This is a genomic window from Brevundimonas sp. NPDC055311 (genome assembly GCF_053645695.1).
On the sequence record NZ_JBSHMV010000005.1, the window covers coordinates 18406 to 44004 of the forward strand.

At 66.0% G+C, this 25599-nt stretch carries 28 protein-coding genes, 2 tRNA genes, 1 other RNA gene and 1 pseudogene; 19 read left to right on the forward strand and 13 right to left on the reverse strand.

The genetic code is table 11. The features are described 5' to 3' along the window. The first annotated feature begins 11 nt into the window (after nt 1-11). The gene (dld, locus tag ACWIDZ_RS14575) at nt 12-1727 is read left to right on the forward strand and encodes a D-lactate dehydrogenase (protein ID WP_453989998.1); all 1716 of its coding nucleotides are present in this window, start codon (nt 12-14) and stop codon (nt 1725-1727) included. A gap of 135 nt (nt 1728-1862) precedes the next feature. On the opposite strand, the gene ACWIDZ_RS14580 is transcribed toward dld, so the two are convergent. Further along, nucleotides 1863-1936 (reverse strand) — tRNA-Gln (locus ACWIDZ_RS14580). Nucleotides 1937-2154: 218 nt separating this feature from the next. Here ACWIDZ_RS14580 and ACWIDZ_RS14585 point away from each other — a divergent pair. From ACWIDZ_RS14585 to ACWIDZ_RS14610, 6 genes are all read left to right on the forward strand, one after another. Beyond that, nucleotides 2155-2231, forward strand: a tRNA-Pro gene (locus ACWIDZ_RS14585). A 75-nt stretch (nt 2232-2306) separates the two neighbouring features. Beyond that, nucleotides 2307-2855 carry a DUF924 family protein gene (locus ACWIDZ_RS14590; RefSeq protein ID WP_453989996.1) on the forward strand — a complete coding sequence of 183 codons (549 nt, stop codon included), beginning with the start codon at nt 2307-2309 and terminating at the stop codon, nt 2853-2855. Between the two features lie 76 nt (nt 2856-2931). Then, the gene (locus tag ACWIDZ_RS14595; RefSeq protein WP_453989994.1) at nt 2932-3879 is read left to right on the forward strand and encodes a CsgG/HfaB family protein; all 948 of its coding nucleotides are present in this window, start codon (nt 2932-2934) and stop codon (nt 3877-3879) included. A 231-nt stretch (nt 3880-4110) separates the two neighbouring features. Next, complete coding sequence (locus tag ACWIDZ_RS14600) at nt 4111-4968, forward strand: thymidylate synthase (RefSeq protein WP_453989992.1); 858 nt, start codon at nt 4111-4113, stop codon at nt 4966-4968. Nucleotides 4969-4982: 14 nt separating this feature from the next. Beyond that, nucleotides 4983-5282, forward strand: a complete 300-nt coding sequence (locus ACWIDZ_RS14605; protein WP_453989990.1) for a phosphoribosyl-ATP pyrophosphohydrolase — start codon at nt 4983-4985, stop codon at nt 5280-5282. A gap of 90 nt (nt 5283-5372) precedes the next feature. Continuing rightward, nucleotides 5373-6044, forward strand: coding sequence for an aquaporin (locus ACWIDZ_RS14610; protein WP_291775867.1), 672 nt, complete (start codon nt 5373-5375; stop codon nt 6042-6044). On the opposite strand, the gene ACWIDZ_RS14615 is transcribed toward ACWIDZ_RS14610, so the two are convergent. Next, nucleotides 6045-6644 carry a hypothetical protein gene (locus ACWIDZ_RS14615; protein WP_453989988.1) on the reverse strand — a complete coding sequence of 200 codons (600 nt, stop codon included), beginning with the start codon at nt 6642-6644 and terminating at the stop codon, nt 6045-6047. It abuts the gene before it with no gap. Between the two features lie 54 nt (nt 6645-6698). On the opposite strand from ACWIDZ_RS14615, the gene ACWIDZ_RS14620 reads away from it, so the two are divergent. Continuing rightward, complete coding sequence (locus tag ACWIDZ_RS14620) at nt 6699-7226, forward strand: dihydrofolate reductase (RefSeq protein WP_453989986.1); 528 nt, start codon at nt 6699-6701, stop codon at nt 7224-7226. A gap of 15 nt (nt 7227-7241) precedes the next feature. Then, nucleotides 7242-7562 carry a YbjQ family protein gene (locus ACWIDZ_RS14625; protein ID WP_453989985.1) on the forward strand — a complete coding sequence of 107 codons (321 nt, stop codon included), beginning with the start codon at nt 7242-7244 and terminating at the stop codon, nt 7560-7562. Here the strand turns inward: ACWIDZ_RS14625 and ACWIDZ_RS14630 are convergent. Continuing rightward, entirely contained in the window at nt 7559-7981 is a 423-nt protein-coding gene (locus ACWIDZ_RS14630; RefSeq protein WP_453989983.1) for a universal stress protein, read from the reverse strand. The two genes, ACWIDZ_RS14625 and ACWIDZ_RS14630, sit on opposite strands and share 4 nt — an antisense overlap. An 11-nt stretch (nt 7982-7992) precedes the next feature. Then, complete coding sequence (locus ACWIDZ_RS14635; protein WP_453989981.1) at nt 7993-9060, reverse strand: Mrp/NBP35 family ATP-binding protein; 1068 nt, start codon at nt 9058-9060, stop codon at nt 7993-7995. Nucleotides 9061-9147: 87 nt separating this feature from the next. Between ACWIDZ_RS14635 and miaA the strand changes: the two genes are divergently transcribed. Then, a complete protein-coding gene (miaA, locus tag ACWIDZ_RS14640; RefSeq protein WP_453989979.1) occupies nt 9148-10020 on the forward strand; it encodes a tRNA (adenosine(37)-N6)-dimethylallyltransferase MiaA in 873 nt (290 codons plus the stop codon). Here the strand turns inward: miaA and ACWIDZ_RS14645 are convergent. Continuing rightward, on the reverse strand, nt 10017-11132 hold the full coding sequence (locus tag ACWIDZ_RS14645) for a sialidase family protein (RefSeq protein ID WP_453989977.1): 1116 nt from the start codon (nt 11130-11132) through the stop codon (nt 10017-10019). The two genes, miaA and ACWIDZ_RS14645, sit on opposite strands and share 4 nt — an antisense overlap. 70 nt (nt 11133-11202) lie before the next feature. Between ACWIDZ_RS14645 and ssrA the strand changes: the two genes are divergently transcribed. The 3 genes from ssrA to ACWIDZ_RS14660 all read left to right on the forward strand — a co-directional run bounded on the left by ssrA (nt 11203) and on the right by ACWIDZ_RS14660 (nt 12743). Continuing rightward, nucleotides 11203-11570, forward strand: a transfer-messenger RNA (tmRNA) gene (gene ssrA / locus ACWIDZ_RS14650). Between the two features lie 102 nt (nt 11571-11672). Then, nucleotides 11673-12170, forward strand: coding sequence for an SspB family protein (locus ACWIDZ_RS14655; RefSeq protein ID WP_046652932.1), 498 nt, complete (start codon nt 11673-11675; stop codon nt 12168-12170). An 81-nt stretch (nt 12171-12251) separates the two neighbouring features. After that, entirely contained in the window at nt 12252-12743 is a 492-nt protein-coding gene (locus ACWIDZ_RS14660; RefSeq protein ID WP_453989974.1) for a hypothetical protein, read from the forward strand. A 61-nt stretch (nt 12744-12804) separates the two neighbouring features. Here ACWIDZ_RS14660 and ACWIDZ_RS14665 read toward each other — a convergent pair whose 3' ends face one another. Next, nucleotides 12805-13155, reverse strand: a complete 351-nt coding sequence (locus ACWIDZ_RS14665) for a RusA family crossover junction endodeoxyribonuclease (RefSeq protein ID WP_346522469.1) — start codon at nt 13153-13155, stop codon at nt 12805-12807. A 105-nt stretch (nt 13156-13260) separates the two neighbouring features. Between ACWIDZ_RS14665 and fumC the strand changes: the two genes are divergently transcribed. After that, a complete protein-coding gene (gene fumC / locus ACWIDZ_RS14670) occupies nt 13261-14652 on the forward strand; it encodes a class II fumarate hydratase (protein ID WP_453989972.1) in 1392 nt (463 codons plus the stop codon). A 63-nt stretch (nt 14653-14715) separates the two neighbouring features. Here fumC and ACWIDZ_RS14675 read toward each other — a convergent pair whose 3' ends face one another. Beyond that, entirely contained in the window at nt 14716-15111 is a 396-nt protein-coding gene (locus ACWIDZ_RS14675) for a YccF domain-containing protein (RefSeq protein WP_200167394.1), read from the reverse strand. Nucleotides 15112-15204: 93 nt separating this feature from the next. Further along, nucleotides 15205-15438: a DUF2171 domain-containing protein gene (locus ACWIDZ_RS14680; protein WP_291776148.1), complete on the reverse strand. Its 234-nt coding sequence runs from the start codon at nt 15436-15438 to the stop codon at nt 15205-15207. 90 nt (nt 15439-15528) lie between these two features. On the opposite strand from ACWIDZ_RS14680, the pseudogene ACWIDZ_RS14685 reads away from it, so the two are divergent. The 3 genes and pseudogenes from ACWIDZ_RS14685 to ACWIDZ_RS14695 form a co-directional block, all read left to right on the forward strand. Next, nucleotides 15529-15702: pseudogene (locus ACWIDZ_RS14685) on the forward strand (glutathione S-transferase); the annotation flags it as partial. 149 nt (nt 15703-15851) lie between these two features. Continuing rightward, entirely contained in the window at nt 15852-16121 is a 270-nt protein-coding gene (locus ACWIDZ_RS14690) for a hypothetical protein (protein WP_453990024.1), read from the forward strand. Next, a complete protein-coding gene (locus ACWIDZ_RS14695; protein ID WP_291775834.1) occupies nt 16121-16309 on the forward strand; it encodes a DUF4169 family protein in 189 nt (62 codons plus the stop codon). The genes ACWIDZ_RS14690 and ACWIDZ_RS14695 overlap by 1 nt, the downstream gene beginning before the upstream one ends. On the opposite strand, the gene ACWIDZ_RS14700 is transcribed toward ACWIDZ_RS14695, so the two are convergent. Beyond that, nucleotides 16306-17610, reverse strand: a complete 1305-nt coding sequence (locus ACWIDZ_RS14700; RefSeq protein WP_346487735.1) for a diguanylate cyclase domain-containing protein — start codon at nt 17608-17610, stop codon at nt 16306-16308. The two genes, ACWIDZ_RS14695 and ACWIDZ_RS14700, sit on opposite strands and share 4 nt — an antisense overlap. A 178-nt stretch (nt 17611-17788) precedes the next feature. Between ACWIDZ_RS14700 and ACWIDZ_RS14705 the strand changes: the two genes are divergently transcribed. Further along, complete coding sequence (locus ACWIDZ_RS14705) at nt 17789-18718, forward strand: YihY/virulence factor BrkB family protein (RefSeq protein ID WP_291775829.1); 930 nt, start codon at nt 17789-17791, stop codon at nt 18716-18718. On the opposite strand, the gene ACWIDZ_RS14710 is transcribed toward ACWIDZ_RS14705, so the two are convergent. Together ACWIDZ_RS14710 and ACWIDZ_RS14715 are read right to left on the reverse strand one after the other, a co-directional pair. Then, entirely contained in the window at nt 18684-18929 is a 246-nt protein-coding gene (locus tag ACWIDZ_RS14710; protein ID WP_312219168.1) for a sulfurtransferase TusA family protein, read from the reverse strand. The two genes, ACWIDZ_RS14705 and ACWIDZ_RS14710, sit on opposite strands and share 35 nt — an antisense overlap. Then, complete coding sequence (locus ACWIDZ_RS14715) at nt 18926-19420, reverse strand: CinA family protein (RefSeq protein ID WP_453989968.1); 495 nt, start codon at nt 19418-19420, stop codon at nt 18926-18928. The genes ACWIDZ_RS14710 and ACWIDZ_RS14715 overlap by 4 nt, the downstream gene beginning before the upstream one ends. A gap of 73 nt (nt 19421-19493) precedes the next feature. Here ACWIDZ_RS14715 and ACWIDZ_RS14720 point away from each other — a divergent pair, with 73 nt between their 5' ends. Further along, nucleotides 19494-21770: a spermidine synthase gene (locus ACWIDZ_RS14720; protein WP_346487737.1), complete on the forward strand. Its 2277-nt coding sequence runs from the start codon at nt 19494-19496 to the stop codon at nt 21768-21770. Here the strand turns inward: ACWIDZ_RS14720 and mfd are convergent. Together mfd and ACWIDZ_RS14730 are read right to left on the reverse strand one after the other, a co-directional pair. After that, nucleotides 21767-25216 (reverse strand): transcription-repair coupling factor, encoded by a 3450-nt coding sequence (gene mfd / locus ACWIDZ_RS14725; protein WP_453989966.1) that lies wholly within the window; start codon nt 25214-25216, stop codon nt 21767-21769. The two genes, ACWIDZ_RS14720 and mfd, sit on opposite strands and share 4 nt — an antisense overlap. After that, nucleotides 25216-25545 (reverse strand): FAD assembly factor SdhE, encoded by a 330-nt coding sequence (locus tag ACWIDZ_RS14730; protein ID WP_453989964.1) that lies wholly within the window; start codon nt 25543-25545, stop codon nt 25216-25218. Before ACWIDZ_RS14730 ends, mfd begins: the two co-directional genes overlap by 1 nt. Nucleotides 25546-25599: the final 54 nt, after the last annotated feature.

The window sequence follows — 25599 nt, forward strand, 5'->3', positions numbered from 1 at the left end:
GCATGACATCCATGACCCCGACCCGCTTGGCAATTGCTGAGAACGCCGCCTTCATCGCCGAACTGAAGCAATGCGTCGGTGCTGGACACGTACTGACTCGCCCCGCCGCGACAGAGCGTTACCGCCGCGGCTACCGTTATGGCGAAGGCAAGGTTCTTGCGGTCGTCCGTCCCGGCTCCCTGATCGAGCAATGGCGCGTCCTGCTGGCCTGCGCCGCCGCCAACAAGATCGTCCTCATGCAGGCCGCCAACACGGGCCTCACCGGCGGGTCCACGCCACACGGCGATGATTATGATCGTGACATCATCATCATCAGCACGCTTCGATTGAAAGGCGTTCACCTGATCGACAGCGGCCGTCAGGCCATTTGCCTGCCCGGCGCGACGCTGGATAGACTCGAAGCCTTGCTCAAGCCGTTGGATCGAGAGCCGCATTCGGTTATCGGCTCATCGTGCATCGGCGCCTCGGTCGTGGGCGGCGTATGCAATAATTCCGGCGGCTCCCTGGTCCAGCGCGGCCCCGCGTATACGGAGTTGGCGCTGTTCGCGCGCATCGACGCCCGTGGTCAGGTTGAACTGGTCAACCATCTGGGCATCGCCCTGGGCACGGAGCCTGAGGCCATTCTGAAGCGCCTGGACGCAGGCGACTTCACCGACCGCGACGTCAGGCACGATCCAGCCACGGCCGCATCGGATTCAGGCTATGAAGAGCGGGTGCGCGACATCGAAGCGGACAGTCCCGCCCGCTACAATGCAGATCCTGATCGCCTTTTCGAAGCTTCAGGAAGCGCTGGAAAGGTCATGGTCTTCGCCGTTCGGCTGGACACCTTCCCCAAACAATCTGGCGCCCGGACCTTCTACATCGGCGCCAACAGTCCCGACACGCTGACCCGAATCCGTCGTGACATTCTGAGCGGCTTTCGCACCCTGCCCATCGCGGCGGAATACATGCATCGCGACTGCTACGACATCGCCCGAACCTATGGAAAAGACACCTTCCTGGCGATCCGCCTTCTGGGCGTCGGAAGCATCCGCCACATCGCAGCGTTCAAGGCGCGCCTCGATGCTCTCTGCGGCCGCCTGCCCTGGGCTCCGTCGTTCTTGAGCGATCGCCTTGCCCAAGTCATCGGCAGCTGGTTTCCCAACCACCTTCCTGAACGAATGGAAGATTATCGCGCCCGCTACGAACATCATCTGATGCTCAAGGTCTGCGGCGAGGGAGTCGAAGAAGCACGCCGATACCTAGCCCACGCCCTCGATGACGACGATGCCGCCGCATTTGAATGCTCAGATGATGAAAGCGCCAAGGCCTTTCTGCACCGCTTTGCGGCAGCCGGCGCCGCCGTCCGTTTTCGGGCGATCCACCATCAGCATGTATCCGACATCGTCGCCCTGGACATCGCCTTGAGGCGCAATGACCGCGACTGGATGGAGACCTTACCCAACGATCTGGCCGCGCCCATTCTGCACCGGATGTACTATGGGCATTTTCTTTGCCACGTCTTCCATCAGGACTACATCGTCGCCAAGGGCCAAGACCCCCACGCCCTGGAACAGCGCATGCTGGCTTTCCAGGCTCAACGCGGCGCTAAATACCCCGCCGAGCACAATGTGGGCCACCTCTACGAAGCGGGAACACACCAGAAAGCGCATTTCAAAGCGCTGGACCCCTGCAATTGCTTCAACCCAGGCATAGGCCATACGTCACGCTTGGCGCACTGGTCATAGACTGGACCTCAATCGAGGGGCGGTATCTCCTGGCGTCACGCGCCCGGAGGCTTCACAGACAGGCAGCTGTAAAATGCGGCGTAAAACTCGAGCCTTGAAGGGAGCGCCCGGAGCGCTCAAACCCTTACAGGACGGTGGCTGGGGAACTAGGACTCGAACCTAGAATGACGGTACCAAAAACCGTAGTGTTACCATTACACCATTCCCCAGCGGTCCGGCGTTCTCGCCGCCGCAGTGCGTCGCGGCGAGGAGCGGTCATCTACGCCAAGGTTTCGGGGGATGCAACACCTGAAAACGAAAGAAATTTCATCGACCCGAGACTTTTTTCGGGAGGCTCATTTACCCGCTTGCGGGGGGCGGTCGGCATGGCTATAAGCCCCCTCCTCGACGCAGATGGCGGCCCACGGGTCGCATGATTTGCGAAAGTCGGAGTGTGGCTCAGTCTGGTAGAGCACCGCGTTCGGGACGCGGGGGTCGCAGGTTCGAATCCTGCCACTCCGACCATCTTTCCTTACATTGTGAAGATAGGCGACACGGCTCGGTCCGTGCTTTTTGACGTGTCGCTGCTAGGCTTGGGTCATGACCCAACTGCTCACCCCCGCCGAAGTCATCGAATTCTGGACCGACGTCGGTCCCGGAAAATGGTTCGCCAAGGACGCCGCCTTCGACCGCGCCTTCACCGACCGCTGCTGCGACAGCCACTACGCCGCAGCACGACGCGAACTGGATCATTGGATCGAGACTCCTGAGGCCGCCTTGGCCCTGATCATCCTGTTGGACCAGCTGCCGCGAAACGCATTTCGCGACACGGCCCATATGTTCGCGACCGATCCCCTGGCGCTCGGGTTTTCAAAAGAAGCGATCCAGCGAGATCACGACCGCAAGATCAATCCGGAGCTGCGCGCCTTCATGCTGATGCCGCTGATGCACTCCGAAACGCTGGATGATCAGGAGCAGTTGTTGACCCTGCTGAACCCCGAAACGGAGGCTGAGACCTACCGATTCGCCATCATCCATCGCGACATCATCGCTCGCTTCGGCCGCTTTCCTCACCGAAACGCCTGCCTGGGCCGGCCCACGAGCGAGGACGAGGCCGAGTTCCTGCGCTCCGACGGCTTCAAGGGCTGAGGTCGATCAGCGCGGCGTCTTGGGAGGATCACAAAGCTGGGCTATATCCGCCCGTTCTCGAAGAACGGGGGATTATATGAAACTCGCTGCACTGACCGTCGCCGCCCTGGCGGCCTCTACCGCCCTCACCGCCGCCGCGCCGGCCGAAGCCCAGGCCCGCCGCAGCGGAGCCCAGCGCACCCAGGATGCGCAAATGGCCCAGATTCCGCGCTGCAGCGCCAGCCTCGGCTCGATCACCATCGCGGACGGGCAGTCCGATTACTGGCGCGAACTCCAATTGTCGCCGCCGCAAAGCCTGCTGCGCGTCGTGATCCAGCGTTCGGGCTGCTTCACCCTGGTGGATCGCGGCACGGGCATGAGCGTGGCCCAACGCGAACGCGAATTGGCTTCGGGCGGCGACCTTCAGCGCGGTTCCAATGTGGGCGGCGGCCAGGTCCGGGCGGCGGATTACGTCCTCGTCGGCGAGATCGCCAGCCAGAACGCCAACTCCGGCGGCAACGCCCTGGCGGGGCTGGCCGGCGCCGCGCTCGGCGGCCGCGCCGGCGCAATCGTCGGCGGCCTGCGCACGCGCAACATGGAAGCCAACACCGTCCTGTCGCTGACCAATGTCCGCACTTCGGAAACCCAGTTGGTCACCGAAGGCTACGCCTCCAAACGCGACATGAGCTGGGGCCTGGGCGCGGGCGGGTTCGGCGCAGGCGCCCTGGGAGGAGGCAGCTATGAAAACACCGAGATCGGCCGCATCGTGGCCCAGTCGTTCATCCAGGCCTACACTGACATGGTGACCCAGATGGGCGGCCTGGAAGGCGGCTCCGCGGCCCAGGAGGCCCCGATCCAGACCTATACCGTCCAGCAGGCGGCGACCCTGCGCTCGACGCCCAACGGCGGCTCGGTCGTGCGCGCGCTTCCGGTCGGCCTGCGCCTCTATCCGACCGGCAACCGGGACGGCGCCTGGTGGGAGGTGATGGACGACAACGACAACGTCGGCTGGGTCCAGAACGAACGACTCGCTCCGGGCCGGTAAGGGGCGAACGCGAGTTAGAAGCTAGAGAGCGCCCGCTGATCCATCGGCGGGCGCTTTCTTTTCAAGCCCTACGCTCCTCTACCGCTCATCCCGGCAGACGCCGGGATCCAGTAAGAGCCGCGTTCAGAACGGCGTCCGCCGGGATGAGCGGACCTATCAGTCTGACTTTCCTGTGAGCAACCTACCGCAGCGGGTGACGACAAGACTGATTCGGCCCCATGTTCACTCCCCATGAACGCCGCCGTCGCCCTCGCCGATCTTGAAGCCCGCACGGCGGCCGTCCCCGCCGATCATCCCGAATGGCAGTATCTGAATCTGTTGCGGGATATCCTCGACAACGGCGTGCGACGCGACGACCGCACCGGCACGGGAACGCTGGGCGTCTTCGGCCGTCAGATGCGCTTCGACCTGTCCAAGGGCTTCCCCCTGCTGACGACGAAGAAACTGCACACGCGGTCGATCTTCGTCGAGCTGCTGTGGTTCCTGCGCGGCGAGACCAACATCGCCTGGCTGAAGGACAACGGCGTCAGCATCTGGGATGAATGGGCCGATACGAACGGTGATCTGGGCCCCGTCTACGGCAAGCAGTGGCGCTCCTGGGCCGCCCCAAACGGCGCGAGCATCGACCAGATCCAGAAGTTGGTCCACGGCCTGAAAACCAACCCCAACAGCCGCCGCCACATCGTCAGCGCCTGGAATCCGGCCGATGTCGACGACATGGCCCTGCCGCCCTGCCATTGTCTGTTCCAGTTCTTCGTCGCCGATGGAAAGCTGAGCTGCCAGCTATATCAGCGCTCGGCGGACGTCTTCCTGGGCGTGCCCTTCAACATCGCCTCCTACGCCCTGCTCACGCACATGCTGGCCAGGGTCGTGGGGCTGGAGCCGGGCGACTTCGTCCACACCTTCGGCGACGCCCACCTATATCTTAACCACCTGGAGCAGGCCGAGCTGCAACTGAGCCGCGCCCCCCTGCCCCTGCCCACCCTGACGGTGGCGGACAAGGACGATCTGTTCGGCTTCGAAATGTCCGATTTCGTGGTGAACGACTATCAATCCTGGCCGCACATCAAGGCCGCCGTCGCGGTCTGACGCAGCGCCTCTTCATGAAACTCTCCGAACTTCAGGCGGACGTCCTCCGCATCTCCGACATCTATGCGCGTGAGCACGCCATCGACCGTGACCGCGACTGGGCCTTGCTGAAGTTGCAGGAGGAACTGGGCGAACTGACCGCCGAGCACCTGCGCCTGACCTCCCGCGCACGCGGCGCCGCCAACGCCCAGGCTCTGGCCGATGAGGCGGCGGACGTCCTTGGCATGCTGCTGATCTATTGCGACCGGGCCGACGTGGACCTGAACGCTGCGATGGAGCGCAAGTGGCTGCGCTGGCTGAAGGCCGAAACGTAAACTCGAGTAACGCCGACTGGCGAACCTGTCGATTCGAGCGCACCCTCCGTCGATCCGCTTCGATGCGGTGACAGGAAACGGGAGGGTTCCATGGTCAAGAAGTTCGCCGCCGAACTGGTCGGCACGCTGGTTCTGGTGCTTTTCGGGTGCGGCGCAGCCGTGCTGGGCGGATTCGATCACGTGGGGCAGTTGGGCATCGCCCTGGCCTTCGGCTTCGCCCTCATCGCCATGGCCTACGGCATAGGCCCCATCTCAGGGTGTCACATTAACCCAGCCGTCAGCCTCGGCGTCTTCGCCGCGGGACGGATGAGCGCGAAAGACATGATCCTCTATTGGATCGCCCAATTCATCGGCGCGATCATCGCCGCGGCCATTCTGGGCGCGATCGCCAAGACGGGTTTCGCCAATCTGGGCCAGAACGGCTTCGATGCGGGATCGCCGGGCGGATACGGCCTGCAGGCGGCGCTGACGTTCGAGATCGTGGCGACCGCCATCTTCCTGATCGCCATCCTGGGCGTGACCGGGGCCAAGGGTCACGGCGCCTTCGCGGGCGTGGCCATCGGCATCACCCTGGCGGTCATCCACATCGTCGGCATCCAGGTGACGGGCGTGTCGGTCAACCCGGCCCGCAGCTTCGGCCCGGCGCTGTTGGCGGGCGGACAGGCGTTGAGCCAGGTCTGGGTCTTCTTCGTCGCCCCCGCGATCGGCGCCGTGATCGGCGGCTTGTTCTTCCGCCTGAAACTGCTCGAGCCGGACGCCTGATCAGGTCGAGATGGCGCTGTCCGGCGCCGTCATCGGCATCCGCGCCAGCCGGGCGCTGAGCGCATCCTTGTCTTCGGGCGCGGGCACGAGCACCACGCTGTTCTTGACCGCGCCCATCGACACCGTGGCCCGATAGGCGAAGACCATGCCTTCACGCGCCACGAAGCTGACGGTCGCAGCGTTGTTCTGCGGCCCCGCCAGACCGCCGAAGCCGGCCGACAGTTCATGCTCGCCCGGATCCACTGCAATGGCGGTGAACTTGCCGCCCTTGATCTGGGCGAACTCCCGGCGGTCCAGCGCCAGGTTCATGCCCGCCGCCATAGCCACAAACCCTTCGCGATAGACGATGACCAGAGCCTTGCCCGACGGCGGCGTCAGGCTGGCGATGTCGGCGCGCTCGGCGTCGGATGCGGCGACGCCGGCCCGGTTCCCCGCAAGGTTGGCCATGATGTAGGCCGTGAAGGCGCCCGCGAACAGGCCCGCCATCATCGGCAACACCCCCAGATCAGCCCCGACCGCTCCGCCCAGGAAGCCGACAACAAAGGAAACGACCAGCAGGACGATGAATCCGACGATCAGGGGCTTGGCGTACTTGTTCACACGGGGCTCCGAGGGCATTTGAAGGTGAAGTTCCCGCAACAACGGACAATCAGCTTGGCTGTTCCCACCATCGCCCTCGTCGTCGCCCGCGCCAGGAACGGCGTCATCGGTCGGGACGGCGACCTGCCCTGGCGACTGCGCTCGGACCTGCAGCGCTTCAAGGCCGTCACCATCGGCAAACCCTGCATCATGGGTCGCAAGACCTGGGAAAGCCTGCCGCTGAAACCCCTGCCTGGCCGTTTGAACATCATCCTGACCAAGGATGAATCCTACGCCGAGTCAGGCCTGGCCAAGGGCGCGGTGGTCTGTTCCAACCTGGACGAGGCGCTTTCCATCGCCCGCGAACAGGCCGCAGAGGATGGCGTCGACGAGGTTTGCGTCATCGGCGGCACGGCGATCTTCGCCGCCGCCCTGCCCCGCGCCCGTCGCCTGTACATCACGGAGGTCGAAGCCGAACCGCAAGGCGACGCCGTCTTCCCGACCTTCGACGAAGCCGCCTTCGTCCGCACGACGTTCGAACCACACGAAGCGGGAGAGAAGGATGACCACGCCTTCGCCTTCACCGTTCTGGACCGCCGCTGAGCCGAGGAGATTACCATGATCGTCGCGACCACCAACGACCTGACCGGTTACCGTATCGTGCGCCAACTGGGCGTGGTGCGCGGCATCACCGTGCGTTCGCGCAACGTCATCTCCGACGCCATCGGCGGGGTGCAGTCGATGATCGGCGGCAAGGTCGGCGCCTATGTCAAACTGGCCGAGGCTGCGCGTCAGGAAGCCTATGACGACCTGATCGCCCATGCGCGCGATATGGGCGCCAACGCCATCCTGGCCATGCGCTATGACGCCAACGAGATCATGCCTGGCGTGACCGAGGTTCTGGCGTACGGCACCGCCGTGGTGGTCGAACCCGCCTAGCGGGCGATTGTCACGCTGACGGGCGCGCGGGCGGCTACGGCCTTGGCCGTCGAGCCCATCAGCCAGTTGACCAGACCCTTGCGGTCTCCCGTACCCACGACGATGTGGTCCGCGCCCAGAGCGCCCGCCGCCGCGATCAGGGCGTCAGCGACGTCGTGGCCTTCCGTCGTCACCGCTTCAACCGCCTTGCAGTGACGCCGCGCCTCGGCCATCGCGCGCACCAGAATGGCGTCCTGTTCCTCGGCCTTCCAGGCCCGGATGTCGGGATGGCCGCTGGCCGAACTGAGCGGATTGACCGCCACCAGGGCCAGCCTGGCGTCATTCGCCCTGGCCAGTCGCGCCGCCTGGCGCACCGCCGTTTCAGCATGCGCGCTGCCGTCGATGCCGCAGACGATGACGGCCTTTTCCTGTTCAACCATGACGCCCTCCCTCAGAGGCCCAACGCCGCGGCGACCTGCCCGACGATTTGATGGAAACGCTCGGACGCCGGGTGCTGCGGGTCAACGGCGACCAAAGGCCGCCCCGCGTCGCCCGCGCGACGCAACGCCCCGTCTAGCGGGAGATCGCCCAGATAGGGCGCGCCAAGACGCTCGGCCTCAGCCTGGACGCCGCCGGTTCCAAACACCTCGCCGCTCATGTTCTCGATCAAACCCAGGGTCGGCACGTCGACCTTGGCGAACAAGGCGTGCGCGCGGCGCGCGTCCGCCAGAGCGACTTCCTGCGGCGTCGAAACAATTACAGCCCCATCAAGCGGTGTCTTCTGGATCAACGTGAGTTGCACGTCGCCGGTGCCGGGCGGCAGGTCGACGACCAGAACGTCCAGCGGCTCCTCTTCCGTCCCCCAACGCGTCTGGGTCAGCATCTGATTGATGGCCTGAGACGCCATCGGCCCACGCCAGATCATGGCGTCCTCGGCCTTGGTCAACAGGCCGACGGACATGGCCTTCAATCCATGCGCCACATGCGGAACCATGGCGCCGTCTTCATAGGCGGGCTGCCCCGAGATCCCCAGCATGGTCGGCAGCGACGGCCCATAGACATCCGCATCCAGCACGCCGACCGACAGACCGCGAGCCGCCAGGGCCGCCGCCAGATTGACGGAGACCGTCGACTTGCCGACGCCGCCCTTGCCGCTGGCCACGGCCAGGACGCGCTTTACATGGGCGGGGCGATCGGTCGGGACCGGCGCCTTGGGCCGCCCCTGATCGGTCGCGGCCTTCGACAGACCCGCCGTGCGGCGGGGCGGCGCAGCCACGGCCTCGGCGGTCAGGACGACGGACACTCGCTCCACGCCCGGCAGGGCCTTCAGCACCGCCTCGGCCGCGTCACGGACAGGGGCGTAGAGCGCTGTCTCCTTGGCCGGAACCTCCAGCACGAAGCCCGCGCGGCCTTCAGCCACGACCAGTCCCTGCACCAGCCCGGCGGCCGCCAGTCCCTGACCCGATTTCGGATCGGTCACGGCGTCGAGTGCGGCGAGGACGGCGGCGCGGTCGGTCACGATGGAGACTCCTTCATGGCCCGACGGACTTGCCGGACCGATGACGGACGTTCTATCGCCCTAAGCGTCCGTTCGCGAGTTGATCCTTTGTCCCAGCCTCTCGTCACCCTGATCGCCGGCCCCACCGCTTCGGGCAAGTCGCGCCTGGCGATGGAGCGCGCGCGCGCGACGGGCGCCGTCATCATCAACGCCGACAGCCAGCAACTCTACGCTGACCTGCGCGTGCTGAGCGCCCGACCTTCGATAGAAGACGAGGCTGAAATCCCGCACCGCCTCTATGGCGTCGCCGACACCGCTGACGCTTGGTCGGTCGGTCGTTGGAGCCGGGCGGTCATCGACGTGCTGGCCGAACTGGCGGCTCAGGGTCGCTCCGCCCTGCTGGTTGGGGGCACGGGCCTCTACTTCAACGCCCTGACCAGAGGGCTGGCCGAAATTCCGCCGGTCCCGATCGAGATCCGCGACGCGGTTCAGACCGAGTTCGACTGCGAGGGCGAGGCCCCCTTCCGCCGCCGGTTGGCCGAGATCGACCCCGCCGCTGAAGCTGCGATCTTTCCCGGCGACAGACAACGCCTCGTTCGGGCGCTGAGCGTGCATCGCGCCAGCGGCCGCGCGCTCAGCGTCTGGAAAGGAGAGACGCAGCCGCTGCTTCCCCCAGGCAGTTACGATGCCGTCGTGGTGGAGCCGCCCCGCGACCGCCTCTACGCTTCTTGCGACATGCGCGTGGATGCGATGATGGCGCATGGCGCGCTGGACGAGGTTCACGCCCTAACCGCCCGCAAACTGGACCCTGGCTTGCCCGCCATGAAGGCCGTCGGCGTACGCGAACTGGCGGCGCATCTGACGGGGGAGCTATCTCTGGACGACGCGGTGACGGCCGTGAAGCAGTCCACCCGCAACTACGCCAAGCGCCAGTTGACCTGGTTCCGCAACCAGACTCCCGGTTGGCGGCGCCTGACCTAGGTCAGCCGTGACGGGTCCAGGACCACATGCCGGATTCGGGTCCGATCATGGGTATAGGTGACATGGATCAGCCCGTCCGACGCCTGAAACACCGCCGGGTAGGCATAGCCATGCGGCAAAGGCTGGGTTTCCAGCGTCAAGACCTTTCGCCACGATAGACCGTCTTCCGAGAGGCCGACATTGAGGGGATAGCGCGGGCCTCTCCCCGGCCGATCCGGGTCATGGGCGGCGTGGTTATAGATGATCACGTGGCGTCCATCCGCCAGGGTGGAAGCGTCCGTACCCGAATTGGGATTAGGCAGATCGACCGCGCCGATGGGGCTCCATGTCCGCCCGCCATCATGCGACCAACTGGCCGCCAAGGCTCCCTGACGCGCACGCGCCACGGCCTGCAGCGCGCCGTTTGGATGGACCAGGACGCTGGGCTGGATGGCGTCGATATTCAGGGGCGACGAGACCGGGTCGGTCAAAGCCCAGCTGCGTCCCTGATCCGTGCTGATTTCAAAATGGAGTCGCCAATCCGCCCCGAACGCCGAGCCCATGCCTTCGCCCGCCTCAGTGCTGGACGGCGAAAGCCAGGTTCCATCCGCCAGAATGATCGGCTTGTTCTTGATCGGCCCGAGAACGCCTTCCGGCAACCGGCGCGGCGGCGACCATGTGCGCCCGCCATCCGGCGACGTGATGACCATGCCCCACCAGGAAAACGGATCGGGTCCGACCTTGTAGAACAGGATCAGGTCGCCCTGCGGCGGCTGAAACAGGACTGGGTTCCAAGTGGGGTGACGCGTCCCGTCGTCCTGCACGCCGTCCGCCACGCGCGCGCCCTCGGTCCAGCGCCCTCCTTCAAGGCGAGCGAACCAAATGCAGACATCCGGGTGCTTCTCATGCGTGCCTCCGAACCAGGCGGCCGCCATGACGCCGTCGGACGTCTCCACAATGGTCGAGGCGTGGCATTGCGGATAGGGCGCCTGCTCATAGATGAAGCCTGAGCGGACAATGGCCGAGCCTTCCGTCTGGGGCTCCGCCTTAGCGGCGGTTACAGCCGCCAGGCCGCCGCCGACCCCGGCGGCGCCAAGCCCCAGCCCCAGTTGTCTGCGCGTGATATCGCCCATGCCGCATCTCCCCTCCGGTTCATGCTCCCGATCTTGTTCACCGGTGTCAATCATTCCCGGCGCCGACTTCCCTCTTGGACAGGCGCTCGCAAGGACCTATATTGAACCTGCTCGGGTTCGCCCGAGCTATGGCGATAAACGCGCCTGTAATAAGCGGACCGGACCCGGGTGCGATTCCCGGCGGCTCCACCAACTTCTTCCCCGCGTTATCGGCGGAGGCAGCATGGGGCCGACTAGCATCGACGGACGTGTAAAGAGGATTGCTTTCGCTCGTCCTGGCCCACCGTATCGGGCCATTATCTAACTGCGAACGATAACTTCGCTGGAGAAGTCCGCCTCGCCGCGTAATGCGGTTCGGTTGATTTCGAACTTAAACTCCTAGGGGTTCAGATCCTTAGGCGGGGCCTGTCGGGAGCCTGGCAACAGAATCCCGGCGCTTCATCCCGACATCGAAATTCCTGTGCCGACGGCGACTCTTGTGTCTTCCGTCGCTCGCCCTGGACGGGTAACAGTCGCGTGTTCCCCTTTTCTGAGGCGCCGATGACGGATCAAACTCCCCCTGTCGACGAGATGCATTACGAGCAACTCGCCCAGGACGCCCTGCGCGGCGTGATCCGCCTTGCGCTGGAGCGCGCGGCCGAGCCTGAGGGCATTCCCGGCGCCCACCACTTCTACATCACCTTCAAGACCCGCGGGGCCGGCGTCAGCGTTCCGCCGGACGTCCTGGCCAAATACCCGGATGAGATGACGGTGGTGCTGCAGCACCAGTATTGGGATCTGGCGGTCGAGCCCGATCTGTTCTCGGTGATGCTGAAGTTCGGCGGAGCGCCCAAGGTGCTGACCGTTCCCTATAGCGCCGTGGTCCGCTTTTACGACCCCAGCGTGCAGTTTCTGCTGCAGTTCGACGAACCGGAAATCGTCGAGGCCGAGATCGCGCCCCTGTCGCCGCCCGCGCGGGACCCGGACGCCGCCCCGCCTCCGCCCTCGGACGACGATGGGCCGAAGGTCGTGTCCCTGGATCAATTCCGCAAAAAATAACGCCGCCCGTTTGAGGAGGCGCAACCTTTGTCGGCGGGCAAGCATTGCCGTGACCTCCCCTATCCAAGCGAGGTCGTTGTGATGCGCCTGTCTCTCATATCCGTCGCCGTAGCCGCTTTGACGCTGGCCGCCTGCAACCAGACGGAAGCGACGCCGCCCGCCGAGACGCCCGCCGCGCCGGTCGAAATCGCCCCCGCGCCGACCGACGCCGCCGTATCGGACTGGAGCGCCCTGAACGCCCAGGTCGGAAAGTATCCGAACGAGACCAAACTGCTGGAAGACAGCGCGATCACAGCCGACCTGAAGACGCTGCTGGGCGCCAAATTCGACGTCCTGGCCGCCAATATGCAGACCCAGGCGCCGCTACAGAAGGACGGCGCGGTCCTGTTCACCTCGGGCAACAAACAGCATGAGGGCGGCGTCAACGCGGCCTATCTGCTGATCGACCCGGCGACCAAGGCGCTGGAAGTCGGCCTGTGGGAAGGCGGCAAGCTAACGACCTACAAAACCCCCGGCTCGAACATCGCCAAGCCGAAGGACGTCCAGACGATGATTTCGAACGCAGAGGCCTGATCCGTCTCGTGTGATCCGAGTTCCCAGATAGGGGTCGCGCCCAGCGCAGCCCCTATTTTCGTCACCCTCTGGGAAATACGCGAATAGTGATCCGCTCGCGCTCGCCTTCGCATCGCTCGACCAACAGACGGGCGACCTGGCTGTCGTCGTGAAACAGATAGCCCTTGATGGCGTCCAGCAGGGCCTTGGCCAGGTTGTCCAAATCCATCCACGGCGGGTCGCCGACGTGCTCCATCACGATCTCGACGACATAATCCCCCCAGGAGGGGCGCGACGCCCACTCCTTGCGCATGAACTCATAGACCAGAGGCTTGTAGTATTTGGCCTGGGTGGTCAGGCCGTCGATGGTGATCTCGACCGCCTCGCCCTGCTCGCGCGCCCTGACCTTTCCGGTTCCGATCCAGCCGTCCACGCGCCGTCCGCCTTTCGTGATCAGCGGCTCGCCTTGCCCCGCCGCGCCTGCGTGCTACACCGCCCGGCATCTTCCCGCCACGCCTGAGAGACGAGTCCCGCGCACATGAGCAAAGTTCGTATCGAAACCGACACCTTCGGCCCCATCGAGGTCGCCGCTGATCGCTATTGGGGCGCGCAAGCCCAGCGCTCGCTCGGCAACTTCAAGATCGGCTGGGAGAAGCAGCCCCTGCCGGTCGTGCGCGCCCTGGGCATCGTCAAGCGCGCCGCCGCCGAGACCAACCGTGATCTGGGCAAGCTGGATCCCAAGCTGGCCGACGCCATCATCGCCGCCGCCAATGAAGTGATCGAAGGCAAGCTGAACGACCACTTCCCGCTGGTCGTCTGGCAGACGGGTTCGGGCACCCAGTCGAACATGAACGCCAATGAGGTGATCTCGAACCGCGCCATCGAGATGCTGGGCGGCGAGATGGGCTCCAAGAAGCCGGTCCACCCCAACGACCACGTCAACATGAGCCAGTCGTCGAACGACACCTATCCGACGGCCATGCACGTCGCCTGCGCCGAGCAGGTGGTCAACGACCTGATCCCCGCCCTGAAGCACCTGCATGCCGCGCTGGACGCCAAGGCCAGGGCCTGGGCCCACATCATCAAGATCGGCCGCACCCACACCCAGGACGCTACGCCGCTGACGCTGGGCCAGGAATTCGGCGGCTACGCCCATCAGGTCGCCATGGGCATCGAACGCATCGAACTGACCCTGCCGCGCCTGATGGAGTTGGCCCAGGGCGGCACCGCCGTCGGCACCGGCTTGAACGCGCCGATCGGCTTCGCTGAAAAGGTCGCGGCCCAGATCGCGGGCATCACCGGCCTGCCCTTCACCACGGCGCCGAACAAGTTCGAGGCCCTGGCCGCCCACGACGCCATGGTCTTCACCCACGGCGCGATCAACACGGTCGCCGCCTCGCTGTTCAAGATCGCCAACGACATCCGCTTCCTGGGCTCGGGCCCGCGCGCGGGTCTGGGCGAACTGTCGCTGCCGGAAAACGAGCCCGGCTCGTCCATCATGCCGGGCAAGGTCAACCCGACCCAGAGCGAAGCCCTGACCCAGGTCTGCCTCCAGGTGTTCGGCAACAACGCCGCTCTGTCGTTCGCCGGCTCGCAGGGCCACTTCGAACTGAACGTCTACAACCCGGTGATGGCCTACAACTTCCTGCAGTCGGTGCGTCTGGTCGCCGACGCGGCCATCAGCTTCACCGACAACTGCGTCGTCGGCATCGAGCCGCGCGAGGACAACATCAAGCACGGGCTGGAAAATAGCCTGATGCTGGTCACCGCCCTGAACGCCAAGCTGGGCTATGACACCTGCGCCAAGATCGCCAAGACGGCGCACAAGAACGGCACCACCCTGCGCCAGGAAGCCGTCGGCGGCGGTTATCTGACCGACGCAGAGTTCGACGAATACGTCCGTCCCGAAAAGATGATCGCACCACAGTAAGCCGCGCTTATCATCAGACGTGAAGACGCCGGCCGGGTTCGCCCCGGCCGGCGTTCTTCATGCTCAGCCCTTGTCCCGGATGGTCCGCCCCACCGGCGCCAGCGACAGTTTGGCCAGTTCGACATTCTTCAGCGCGAAGGGAATGCCGATCAGGCTGACGAATTGCGGCACGGCGATCAGGATATGCGCCAAAGCGATGTACCAACCCGCCAGCACCAGCCAGATCACGTTCAGCCCGACGCCCAGGCAGCCTGCGCCCAGATCGGCCGGGTTCGGGTCGCGCCAGACGATCTCGCGTCCGAACGGCCAGAAAGAATAGCTGGCGATCCGCCACGCCGAAAAAGCCCACGGCAGGCCGACTACGGTCAGCGCCAGCAGCAGCCCGCCGAACAACCAGGCCAGACCTGAGGCGAAGCCGCCCAGGAAGAACCACAGCAGGTTCAGGATCAGTCGGATCAAATCAATCGCCCCTTTGCGTTGCTCTTCCCTTCATATGGCGAAAGGCCCCGCTGATTGCAGCGGGGCCTGGGATGAAATCGCGGTAAGGCGACGCTAGTGCTTCTCGGTCCAGCGCGCCTTGGCTTCGTCCTTGCTCAGGCTCAAATGGACATGTTCGTCCACGCGAGACACCCAGCTGACCGGAATCATGTGGTGCTTGAGGCCTGAACCCAGGTCCAGCTTGGCGAGCTCGATCTGGTCGCCCATCACGTGATCGACACGGCCGACATGGGCGCCGTCGGAACCGACGACTTCCTGATGTTCCTTGATCATCGAGGCGTTTATCATGGTCTTCTCCATGGCTGTGCGGGACCTCATGAGAACGAGCCCGCCGGTCATGAGTTCATCGCAAGGCCGTCCACGGAGTTCACAATGTCGATGATCGTCCACCACGCGCCGCAGTCCCGCTCGACGCGTCTTCTGTGGCTGCTGGAAGAACTGGGCGCCGACTACCGCGTCCATTACGTCGACATCCTGCGACGCGACGGCCAGGGACGAACCGACCCCGCCAATCCGCATCCGCTGAAACAGGCTCCGGCGCTCGAGGTCGACGGTCAGGTGCTGATCGAATCGGTGCTGATCTTCCTGTTCCTGACGGATCGCCACCCCGAGGCAGGCCTGGCGCCGGGACCGGCCGATCCGCGCCGGGCCGGGCCGAGTATCTGTCGTGGCTGGGCCTTTACAACAATGTGCTTGAGACCGTGCTCACGTCCGGCCCTCCCGACGGCTGGAGCCAGACGCAGCAGGCCGCCTATGCCGAACTGGACCGGCGCTGGCGTACGGCGATCCAGGACGGCGGCTTTATCCTGGGCGACTTCTCCGCCCTCGACATTCTGTTCGGCAGCCTGCTGCAATGGTTCCGCGCCGCCATGCCTGCGGGCGAGCCCTATGACGCCTATGTCCAGCGCATCGGCGCCCGTCCGGCGCTGAAGCGCGCCTGGGCCAAGGACAGCCCGGACGGGCATGTCTGATGGGCGAGATCGTCAACCTGAACAAGGCGCGAAAGGCCCGCGACAAGGCCGCGGCCAAGCGCACGGCCGAAGCCAACCGCCTGACCTTCGGCCGCACACGCGCGGAACGCGACGCGACCAAGGCTGAACGCGAACGCGCTTCCGCCATGCTGGACGGCCACAAGCTCGAAGACGAGACGGACGCCTAGGCCGCCAGGACCTGGATCGAAGCGCGCTCCAGCAAGGCCGCCGGCGACTCGCCCGGCGTCATCTCGGCCACGCCGACGTCCAGTTCGACCACGAAGGGCGAGCGGTTCGTCCCCGCGTCAAAGGCTGTGCAGGCGATCACCGCCGCGATCCGCTCCGCTGTCAGGCGCGCCGCCGCATGATCCGTGGCCGGCAGGGCCAGGGCGAACGTCTCCGACGACAGGCGTGCGGCCGTATCCTCCACGCGCACCAGTCGCGAAACCATGGCGCCGATCTGAGGCATGGCGCGCTCCAGCCAACCGCCCTTCCGCACCGCCGCCATCGTCTCATTGTCCGGCACGCGCAGGACGCAGACCGACAGGCGACGATTTCGCACGCCCGCGCCCTTGGCGATCCGGGCCAGATGCGCGGCGAACAGGTCGCGGCTGAACAGACCGGTCTCCGGGTCCATCAAGTCAGACCCGCGTATGGCGTCCAGGGCGCGCCTCAACCCCTGCCGCCGGCGATGATTGCGCGCCAGGGCCAGCACCCGCTCGGCGGCCTCCTCTTCCGAGGTCTCGGCGGCGGCGACGTCTGCAAAGCCTCTTTCGAACAGGTCGATCAGGTCTGGCTCGCCCTCATCTCGCAGATAGAGGGTCAGGGGGATGTGATAGAGACGCGTGTTACGGCGCATACCGGCTGCGATCGACAGCGCTGGGGCATGGTCCCGATCGCCCCAGAGCACGGCGGCGTCAAAGGCCCTCTCGTGGAGATAATCAAAGGCCGTATAGGGGGTCGGCGCCGCCACCGCCTCGGCGCCGGCCGCCGCCAGGGCGTTCGACAAGGCCAGAAAGCGGCGGTCGGCCGCCCCCGCGGTCAGAACCTGCATCGGCCTGTCGTTCATGGCCGGTTCCGGCAGATCGACTCCGTGCGCCGCAAAGGTGGCCCGGCGCAGCATGAACTCTTCTTCGGCCACGGCGGCCCGCGTCATCTGCTCCAGTCGCAACGCCATCTGCAACGGATGAGGATCTGTTGAGACCACGAGGTCGCACGCGTCCGCCACGTCCTCCGAGGCGGCGCCCAGGCCCAGGATCGACAGATAGCGCGGAGCGGCGGCGCGGCGCAGTTGCTCCAGGCCGCTTTCGGGGACGCTTCCCAGCTGGACCACGGCCGCGTCGACGGGCAGGTCCGACACCGCCAGAAGCGCAGCGTCGAGCGAGCGCGCGGTGACAGTGCGCCAGCCCAATCGGTCCATGTCCTCGCAGAGGGAGCCCAGCTGATCGTCGGCGTCGGCGACGACCAGAACGCGCGGATCAGATTCCAAACATTGTCTCCTTGGCCTGGCCGGTTCGCCCCCGCGACCGCGCCAGACGCCGCCATGATACCGGCGCCGACGAGGCCCGCAATGGGCAAGGTCGATCATCCAATGACGACATTGGGACTTCTCACTGCATGGCGAATGGGGTTAATCCGCCCCCTTCTTTGACGATCGAGACTGCGGATTGACCTTTTCCACGCCGATCACGGCCCAACCCCGACTCTGGCTGCGCCTGACGACCCGGGCCTTCAGCCGCAGTTGGGGACGCGATGTCATGCTCTATACGGGCGGCGTGTCCTTCTTCGCCCTGCTGGCGCTCTTCCCGGCCATCGCCATCCTGATCGGCTTCTACAAGGCGGTCCTGACCATCGGTCAGGTCAGCGAGCAGGCCGCCGCCCTGGCTGACGTCATCCCCTCGGCGGCGCGCACCCTGTTCCTGAACGAGATCGACCGTTTGGCGAACGCCTCGGCGCGCACGGTCTCGGCCCAGAGCGCCATCGCCCTGGTGATCGGCGCCTATGCGGCGCATCGGGGGTTCAAGGCCTTGCTGGCCGGACTGAACCTGATTCATGACGAGACGAACCCGCTCGGCTTCTTCAAGTTCAACATGCTGGCCTTCCTGGTCGCCCTGGCGGCCTTCGTGCTGTTCACCATCGTATCCGGGGCCGTCGTGACCTCGCGCCTGATGGAGCACGCCTATGTGGATCAGCCGGCCGGTTGGCTGGCCTTGCCTCTGGACGGCATTTGGCCCGCGCTCGGCCTGTGGCTGGGGCTGACCATGCTGTATCGCTACGCCATGGCGCACGCCAAGCGCGTCGCGTGGAAGGCGGCGATCATAGGCGGCCTGGTCGCCACGGTCATGTCCAGCTTCTTCTCGTGGCTGTGCACCATCTATGTCGAGCAGATCGTCCACCTGGGCGCGACCTACGGCTCGGTCGGCGCCGTGGTGGTGCTGCTGATCTGGCTGTCGTGGAACGTCAACGCCGTCTTCTACGGCGGCGCCTTCGCCACGGAGCTCGAGATCGAGTGGGAAAGGAACGCAACCCCGCCCGAGCCGGTCGCCCTGCCCGACACCGTCGTCAACCTGTCCGAGCGGCGCCAGTCTCGACAGTAAAGCTCAGGACGCCGTCCGCCTCGTCGATCTGAACCACGCGGCCGCCCAGTTCCTGCATCAGGAAGGGCACGTCGATCCGCGCCATGGCGTCCGTAGCCAGCAAGGTCAATCGAGCGCCCGGCGCCTGGCCCTCCAGCGCCTTGCGCAGGCGCAGGCTGGGAACCGGGCATTTGTGGCCGCGCGCATCAACGGTGATCGTGACCGCGCTCATGCCGGAATGGCGTCCAGCAGGAGACCCAGAGCGGTCCGCACGCTTTCCAGCCGGACCGCGTCGCGCCCGATATCGCCGAAGCGTTTCTCGACATGCGCCGTGCGCCCGTCCGGGCCGTGGGCCGCGAAATGCACCAGGCCCACCGGCTTCTGCGGCGATCCCCCGCCCGGTCCGGCGATCCCCGTCACCGAGACCGTGATGGAAGCCCGCGAGCGCGCCGCCGCGCCTTCGGCCATGGCGCGCGCCGTCGGCTCGGACACGGCCCCGAAGCGCTCCAGCACCTCTTCCGGCACGCCCAGCATCTCGACCTTCGCTTCATTGCTGTAGGTGACAAAGCCGCGATCCAGCACGGCCGAGGAGCCGGCGATCGCCGTCAGCGCGCCCGAGACCAGGCCGCCGGTGCAGCTCTCGGCCGTGGCGATCAGCAGGCCCGCCCCTTCCGCCCGGCGGATCACGGTCTGGGCGGTCGCCTCGATGTCCTGCGGCAACATGGGAATTCGCTCCATCCTCGAGTCGTCATAGCCTCGTCGAACGGAATCAGCCGCCCGACGCCGAAAGCTGCGAATGACCGAACATATCCTGTCTCCGGCGCATCGCAGGATCGATGCGATAACACCTGCGGCCTTCGCCGTCGCTGTCTTCACCTCGGCCAGTCTGGTTTTCGTCGTCCAGCCGATGACGACGAAACTGGTGCTGCCCCTGCTGGGCGGCTCGCCATCGGTGTGGAACACCGCCATGGTCTTCTTCCAGGCGGCCTTGCTGGCGGGCTATCTCTACGCGCACCTGCTGCAGCGCATCCCCTCGATCCGGCTCCAGGCGACGGTTCATCTGATCCTGCTGGCGGCCGCCGCCCTGTTTCTGCCCCTGAGCATCACCCAGGCGCTGGGCGATCCGGACCCGTCCGCTCCCATCGGCTGGCTGCTCGGCGCGCTGGCGTTGTCCGTCGGCGCGCCTTTCGCCGTGCTGTCGGCCACGGCGCCCCTGCTGCAGGCCTGGTATGCGCGAGTCCGCGCAGGGCGGCCCGACGGGGCCAACCCCTATGTCCTCTACGCCGCCTCCAACCTGGGCAGCTTTCTGGCGCTTCTGGCCTATCCGGCCCTGATCGAGCCGCTCGCCTCGCTGTCAGGGCAAAGATGGGGCTGGACGGTCGGCTATGGCGTCTTCGCCGCCATTCTGGTGGGGCTGCTGACGCTCATGCCGCGCACCGGCGGCGTCGTTCAGGCCCGTCCGACCAAGGAGCGCAGCCCGCCCATTCCCTGGCGTCGCAAGGCGGTGCTGGTGCTGCTGGCGGCGGCGCCGTCCAGCCTGATGCTGGGCGTCACCACTCATCTTTCAACCGACGTGGCCTCTGCGCCCTTCCTCTGGGTGGCGCCCCTGGCGCTCTATCTTCTGACCTTCGTCATCGCCTTTCAGGCCAAGCCCTGGATTCCTCTGTCCATCACCTTGCTGGCCCAGGCGACCTTCACCGTCATGATCGCCGCCCTGGTCGGCATGACGACCGGCCAATGGCTGACCCTGCTGGGGCTGCATCTGCTGGGCTTCTTCTTCACCGCCCTGATGTGCCATCAGCAGATGGCGGCCCGGCGCCCAGCCCCGGACCGGTTGACGGAATTCTACCTTCTGCTGTCGCTGGGCGGCGTCCTGGGCGGCGCCTTCACCGCCCTGATCGCGCCGGTCGTGTTCGAGACGGTGCTGGAGTATCCGCTGGTCATGGTGCTGGTGTGTCTGGCCCGGCCCTGGCTCGGCGACCGCCCGACCAAGCGGACAGTCTGGCTGATGACAGCGGGACTGATGCTCGCCGCCTTCGTGCCCCTGCTGTTCGAGATGCTGCGTTACGATCCGCCGCTGAGAGCGGCCTTTAGCGATTTCGGCCTGACCACAACGGCTCAGATCATCCTGGGCGTCGCCGCGCTTTGCGCCTTCCTGATCCGGGACCGGGCGTTGATGTTCACGGCCGTCGTCGCCGCCATGACCCTCTCGGCCCATTACATCGGGCGCGGCTATGACTGGAGCCTGACCGAACGCAGCTTCTTCGGCGTCATGCGCGTGGCGGCCACGGCCGATCCCAAGATGGGAGGCGACATTCATGTGCTGATGCACGGCACAACCCTGCACGGCGCCCAGGCGCGCAATCCTGATTTCGCCTGCGCCCCGACCATGTACTATGCGCAGACCACGCCTCTGGGTCAGGCGGCGGAGCTGATCCAGGCGCGCGGTCCAGGCGCCGTGATCGGCATCGTGGGACAGGGCTCGGGCGCCATGGCGGCCTATAAGCGCGCCTCGGACCAGATGAGCTTCTTCGAGATCGACCCCATGGTCGATCGCCTGTCGCGCGATCCCAAGTGGTTCACCTTCATCTCGGATTGCGCCGACGGTCCGATCCGCACCGTTCTGGGTGATGCGCGGCTGACGCTGAACCGGGAGGCTCCCGGTTCTTATGACCTGTTGGTGATCGACGCCTTCTCGTCCGACGCCGTGCCGACCCATCTGCTCACCCGTGAGGCGATCGAGGGCTATCTCAAGCTGCTCAAGCCCACGGGCGTGGTCGTGCTTCACCTGTCCAACCGCAATCTGGACATCACCCTGCCCGCCGTCGCCGCCGCGCGCGAACTGGGCGCGGCCGAACTGCATCAGGTGTATATCGAACACCCCGAAGCGGCCCTGATGGCCGAGGCCTCGACCGAGGCCCTGGTCATCTCGCCTACGGCCGAAGGACTGGCCGACTTCAGAGCCGACGGACGCTGGCGCAAGCTGGCGCCGACGGAGGTGCGGCCCTGGACCGACGACTACGTCAACCTGTTCGGCGCCGTGATGCGAAGCATGCAGGCGCGAGCCGGCTAGGCCGCGCCCGCCACCCGCGCCAGATCGGCCGTAATCCGCTCGGCGACCTTCAGGCGGTCGTCGGGCGTCGGCCAATCGCCCTTCACGACGATCTTCTGGTCCGGCCGAATCTTCCAGAAGGCGTGGTTCTTCTGGATCAGACCCACCAGACCCATCGGGTTGGGGAAGGTGTTGTTGCGCAGGGTCAGCACCGCGCCCTTGGGCCCGATGTCGATCTTTTCGATCATGGCGGTGCGGCAGTTGGCCTTGATCCCGACGATCCGCAGAAGCTGCTGCGCCTCGTCCGGCAGCGGGCCGAACCGGTCGATCAGCTCGGCGGCCATGGCCTCGCGGTCCTCCATCTTCTCGGCGTCGGACAGGCGGCGATACAGGCTCAGACGGACGTTCAGGTCTGGGACGTAATCCTCTGGAATCAATACGGCTGCGCCGACATTGATCGAGGGCGACCAGCCGCGATCCGGTGTCGCCTCGCCCTGCTCGCGCAGTTCGGCGACAGCGTCCTCCAGCATCTGCTGATACAGTTCAACGCCGACCTCGCGGATGTGGCCCGACTGTTCGTCGCCCAGCAGGTTGCCGCCGCCGCGCTGGTCCAGATCGTGGCTGGCCAGCTGGAAGCCCGCGCCCAGATTGTCCAGCGACTGCAACACCTGCAGCCGCCGCTCTGCCGAGAGGCTCAACGGCTTGGTCGGATCGGTCGTCAGATAGGCGAAGGCCCGCGCCTTGGACCGGCCGATCCGGCCCCTGATCTGGTGAAGCTGGGCCAGACCGAACATGTCCGCGCGATGCACGACAAGCGTGTTGGCCGTGGGAATGTCGATTCCGCTTTCGACGATGGTCGTCGAGACCAGCACGTCATATTCGCCGTCATAGAAGGCGCTCATCACGGCTTCCAGCTGGGTCGGGCTCATCTGGCCGTGGCCGACGACGAACTTCACCTCGGGCACCTGTTCGCGCAGGAACCGCTCGATGTCGGGCAAATCCTTCAGGCGCGGGGCAACGTAATAGGCCTGACCGCCGCGATATTTCTCGCGCAGCAGGGCCTCGCGCACCAGCACCGGATCCCACGGCGTGACATAGGTCCGCACCGCCAGACGGTCGACCGGCGGCGTGGCGATGATCGACATCTCGCGAATGCCCGACAGCGCCATCTGCAAGGTGCGCGGAATCGGCGTGGCCGTCAGGGTCAGCAGGTGAACATCGGCCCGCAGGGACTTCAGCTTCTCCTTGTGCTTGACGCCGAAATGCTGCTCCTCGTCGACGATGACGAGGCCTAGATCCTTGAAGCCGACCTGATCGGCCAGCACGGCGTGGGTGCCGACCACGATCTCGAAACTGCCGTCCTTCAGACCCGCACGGGTCTCGTTCGCGTCCTTGGCCGTGACCATGCGCGACAGGTGGCGCACCTTGATCGGCCAGCCGGCGAAGCGCTCTGAGAAGGTCTTGAAGTGCTGGCGCGCCAACAGGGTCGTCGGGCAGACGATGGCGACCTGTTGGCCGGTCATGGCCACCACGAAGGCGGCGCGCAGGGCCACTTCGGTCTTGCCGAAGCCGACGTCGCCGCAGATCAGGCGATCCATCGGCGTGCCCTTGCCCAGATCCTCCAGCACGTCGCCGATGGCGTTCAGTTGGTCGTCCGTCTCCTCATAGGGGAAGCGGGCGCAGAACTCGTCGAACAGACCCGCGGGCGGCACGATGGCGTCGGACACCCTCAGCGCCCGCTTGGCGGCCAGAGCGATCAGCCCCTCGGCCATAGCGCGCAGACGCTCCTTGGCCTTGGCCTTGCGCGCCTGCCAGCCCGCGCCGCCCAGACGGTCCAGCTGAACTCCCTCTGCGTCCGTGCCGTAGCGCGTCAGAAGATCAATGTTTTCAACTGGCAGGTAGAGTTTGCTCTCACCCGCGTAGAGGAGTTCGAGACAGTCGTGCGGCGCCTCCTGGATCTCCAGCGTCCGCAGCCCCTCATAACGGCCGATGCCGTGATCCAGGTGAACGACCAGATCGCCCGCCGTCAGGGCAGACGCCTCAGCCAGGAAGTTGGACGCCCGCCGCTTGCGCTTGGGCCGCGCCAAACGGTCGCCCAGAATGTCAGTCTCGGAGATGACGGCCAGATCTTCGGTGGCGAAACCATGCTCGACCGGCAGCACCGCGCGCAGATAGATGCCGTCCGGCGCGCCGCGCACATCGTCCCAATCGCGCACCGCCACGACGTGCGTCAGACCGTGATCGCCCAGCATGGCCGCCAGACGTTCGGCCGAACCTTCGGACCATGAGGCGAACAGGACGCGCTTGCCCTGCCCCTTCAGCGCCTCGGCGTGTTGGGCCACGGCGGCGAACAGATTGACGCTGTCCTGCGACCGCTCGGCGGCGAAACTGCGGCCCAGACGGCCGCCCGCGTCCTCGCCCGAACCGGCGGCCAGCGGCGACAGGCGACGCACGGCGCGACCGGCCAGGGCGCTGTTCCAGTCGCCGTCGTCCAGATAGAGCCGTGCTGGCGGCAGGGCGCGATAGGCCGCACCGCCCTTGCCGCGCGCCGCCTCCTTACGCGCGTCATAGGCGTCGACGGTCAGATTCCAGCGTTCCGCGCGCGCCTGTTCTGTCTGGCTGTCGAGGAAGACCGGCGACGTGTCCGGCAGATAATCGAACAGCGTGTCCAGCCGGCCGTAGAACAGCGGCAGCCAGTGTTCGACGCCCTGACGACGCGCGCCCTCGCTGACGGCGGCGTACATCGGCTCATCGCCCGGCGCGCCGAACAGGTTCAGGTAGCCGCTGCGGAAGCGCGAGATGGCGTCCGCGTCCAGCAGGACTTCCGACACCGGCGAGAGAGAAACCGCCTTCAGCTGGCGCGTCGAGCGCTGGGTCTCGGGATCGAAGGCGCGGATCGATTCCAGCTCCGAGCCGAACATGTCGAGCCGCACCGGCTCGTCGAACCCCGGCGGGAAGACGTCGATCACCCCGCCGCGGATGGCGTATTCGCCGCGCTCCGACACGGTCGAGGCGCGCACATAGCCGTTGGCCGCAACGTAACGTTCCAGAGCGGTCGTATCGAGATCAGCGCCGACCTTGGCCGCAAACCCGGCCCCAGTGACGGCGCTGCGCGGCGGCGTGCGCTGGGCAGCGGCCGCGACCGTGGCGACCACCAGCAGCGGCGTCCTGTCCGCCGGATCGCGCGTCGCCAGCCGGGTCAGGGTCGCCATGCGCTGGGCGGCGACCGAAGCCGTCGGGCTCAGCCGGTCATAGGGCAGGCAATCCCACGACGGATATTCAAGAACTTCAATATCCTTGGCAAAAAAGCGGAAGGCCTGAATGAAGTTACCCGAGCGCTGATAGTCACGCGCCACGAACAGGACGACTCCGCCCTGCGTCTTGATGCGGTCGGCGACGATCAGGGCGTCCAGCCCCTCCGGCGCGCCGCCCAGCTCCATGTCGGTCCGCGCCAGCGCCGCGTCCATCAGCCGATGCCCTTGGCCACTTCGGCGGCGACATGGGCGCGCATGAAGGCGCGAATGCGGGCCATCATCGGCCCCTCGAATTCGGGCGGGGTCGGTTCGCGCTCGATGATCCAGGCGTAGAGATACTGATCCTCTTCATCCAGCAGGCGCTCGAACTCGGTCAATTCGTCGTCGTTCAGCGTCGGCGCGATCTGATCGGCAAACGGCCCCAGCACCATGTCGGCCTCGCGAAAGCCCCGACGCCAGGCGCGGAAGGCGATGCGGCCCAGGCGTGTCTTGCGGTCGTCAGAATTCAGGGCGTCTTCGGGACGTGCGTCGATATCGGCCACGCGGTTTCCTTGCCTGTCCGTGCATTTCGGTAAGAGGCGGATCAGATAGCGTTC

Coding starts and splice junctions, on each gene's coding strand:
- ACWIDZ_RS14600 (WP_453989992.1), top strand. CDS start 4,111: ATGAACGCCGCCGTCGCCCTCGCCGATCTTGAAGCCCGCACGGCGGCC.
- ACWIDZ_RS14680 (WP_291776148.1), bottom strand. CDS start 15,438: ATGATAAACGCCTCGATGATCAAGGAACATCAGGAAGTCGTCGGTTCC.
- ACWIDZ_RS14595 (WP_453989994.1), top strand. CDS start 2,932: ATGAAACTCGCTGCACTGACCGTCGCCGCCCTGGCGGCCTCTACCGCC.
- ACWIDZ_RS14695 (WP_291775834.1), top strand. CDS start 16,121: ATGGGCGAGATCGTCAACCTGAACAAGGCGCGAAAGGCCCGCGACAAG.
- ACWIDZ_RS14720 (WP_346487737.1), top strand. CDS start 19,494: ATGACCGAACATATCCTGTCTCCGGCGCATCGCAGGATCGATGCGATA.
- mfd (WP_453989966.1), bottom strand. CDS start 25,216: ATGGACGCGGCGCTGGCGCGGACCGACATGGAGCTGGGCGGCGCGCCG.
- ACWIDZ_RS14605 (WP_453989990.1), top strand. CDS start 4,983: ATGAAACTCTCCGAACTTCAGGCGGACGTCCTCCGCATCTCCGACATC.
- ACWIDZ_RS14710 (WP_312219168.1), bottom strand. CDS start 18,929: ATGAGCGCGGTCACGATCACCGTTGATGCGCGCGGCCACAAATGCCCG.
- fumC (WP_453989972.1), top strand. CDS start 13,261: ATGAGCAAAGTTCGTATCGAAACCGACACCTTCGGCCCCATCGAGGTC.
- ACWIDZ_RS14610 (WP_291775867.1), top strand. CDS start 5,373: ATGGTCAAGAAGTTCGCCGCCGAACTGGTCGGCACGCTGGTTCTGGTG.
- ACWIDZ_RS14660 (WP_453989974.1), top strand. CDS start 12,252: ATGCGCCTGTCTCTCATATCCGTCGCCGTAGCCGCTTTGACGCTGGCC.
- ACWIDZ_RS14655 (WP_046652932.1), top strand. CDS start 11,673: ATGACGGATCAAACTCCCCCTGTCGACGAGATGCATTACGAGCAACTC.
- ACWIDZ_RS14715 (WP_453989968.1), bottom strand. CDS start 19,420: ATGTTGCCGCAGGACATCGAGGCGACCGCCCAGACCGTGATCCGCCGG.
- ACWIDZ_RS14630 (WP_453989983.1), bottom strand. CDS start 7,981: ATGGTTGAACAGGAAAAGGCCGTCATCGTCTGCGGCATCGACGGCAGC.
- dld (WP_453989998.1), top strand. CDS start 12: ATGACCCCGACCCGCTTGGCAATTGCTGAGAACGCCGCCTTCATCGCC.
- ACWIDZ_RS14625 (WP_453989985.1), top strand. CDS start 7,242: ATGATCGTCGCGACCACCAACGACCTGACCGGTTACCGTATCGTGCGC.
- ACWIDZ_RS14590 (WP_453989996.1), top strand. CDS start 2,307: ATGACCCAACTGCTCACCCCCGCCGAAGTCATCGAATTCTGGACCGAC.
- ACWIDZ_RS14645 (WP_453989977.1), bottom strand. CDS start 11,132: ATGGGCGATATCACGCGCAGACAACTGGGGCTGGGGCTTGGCGCCGCC.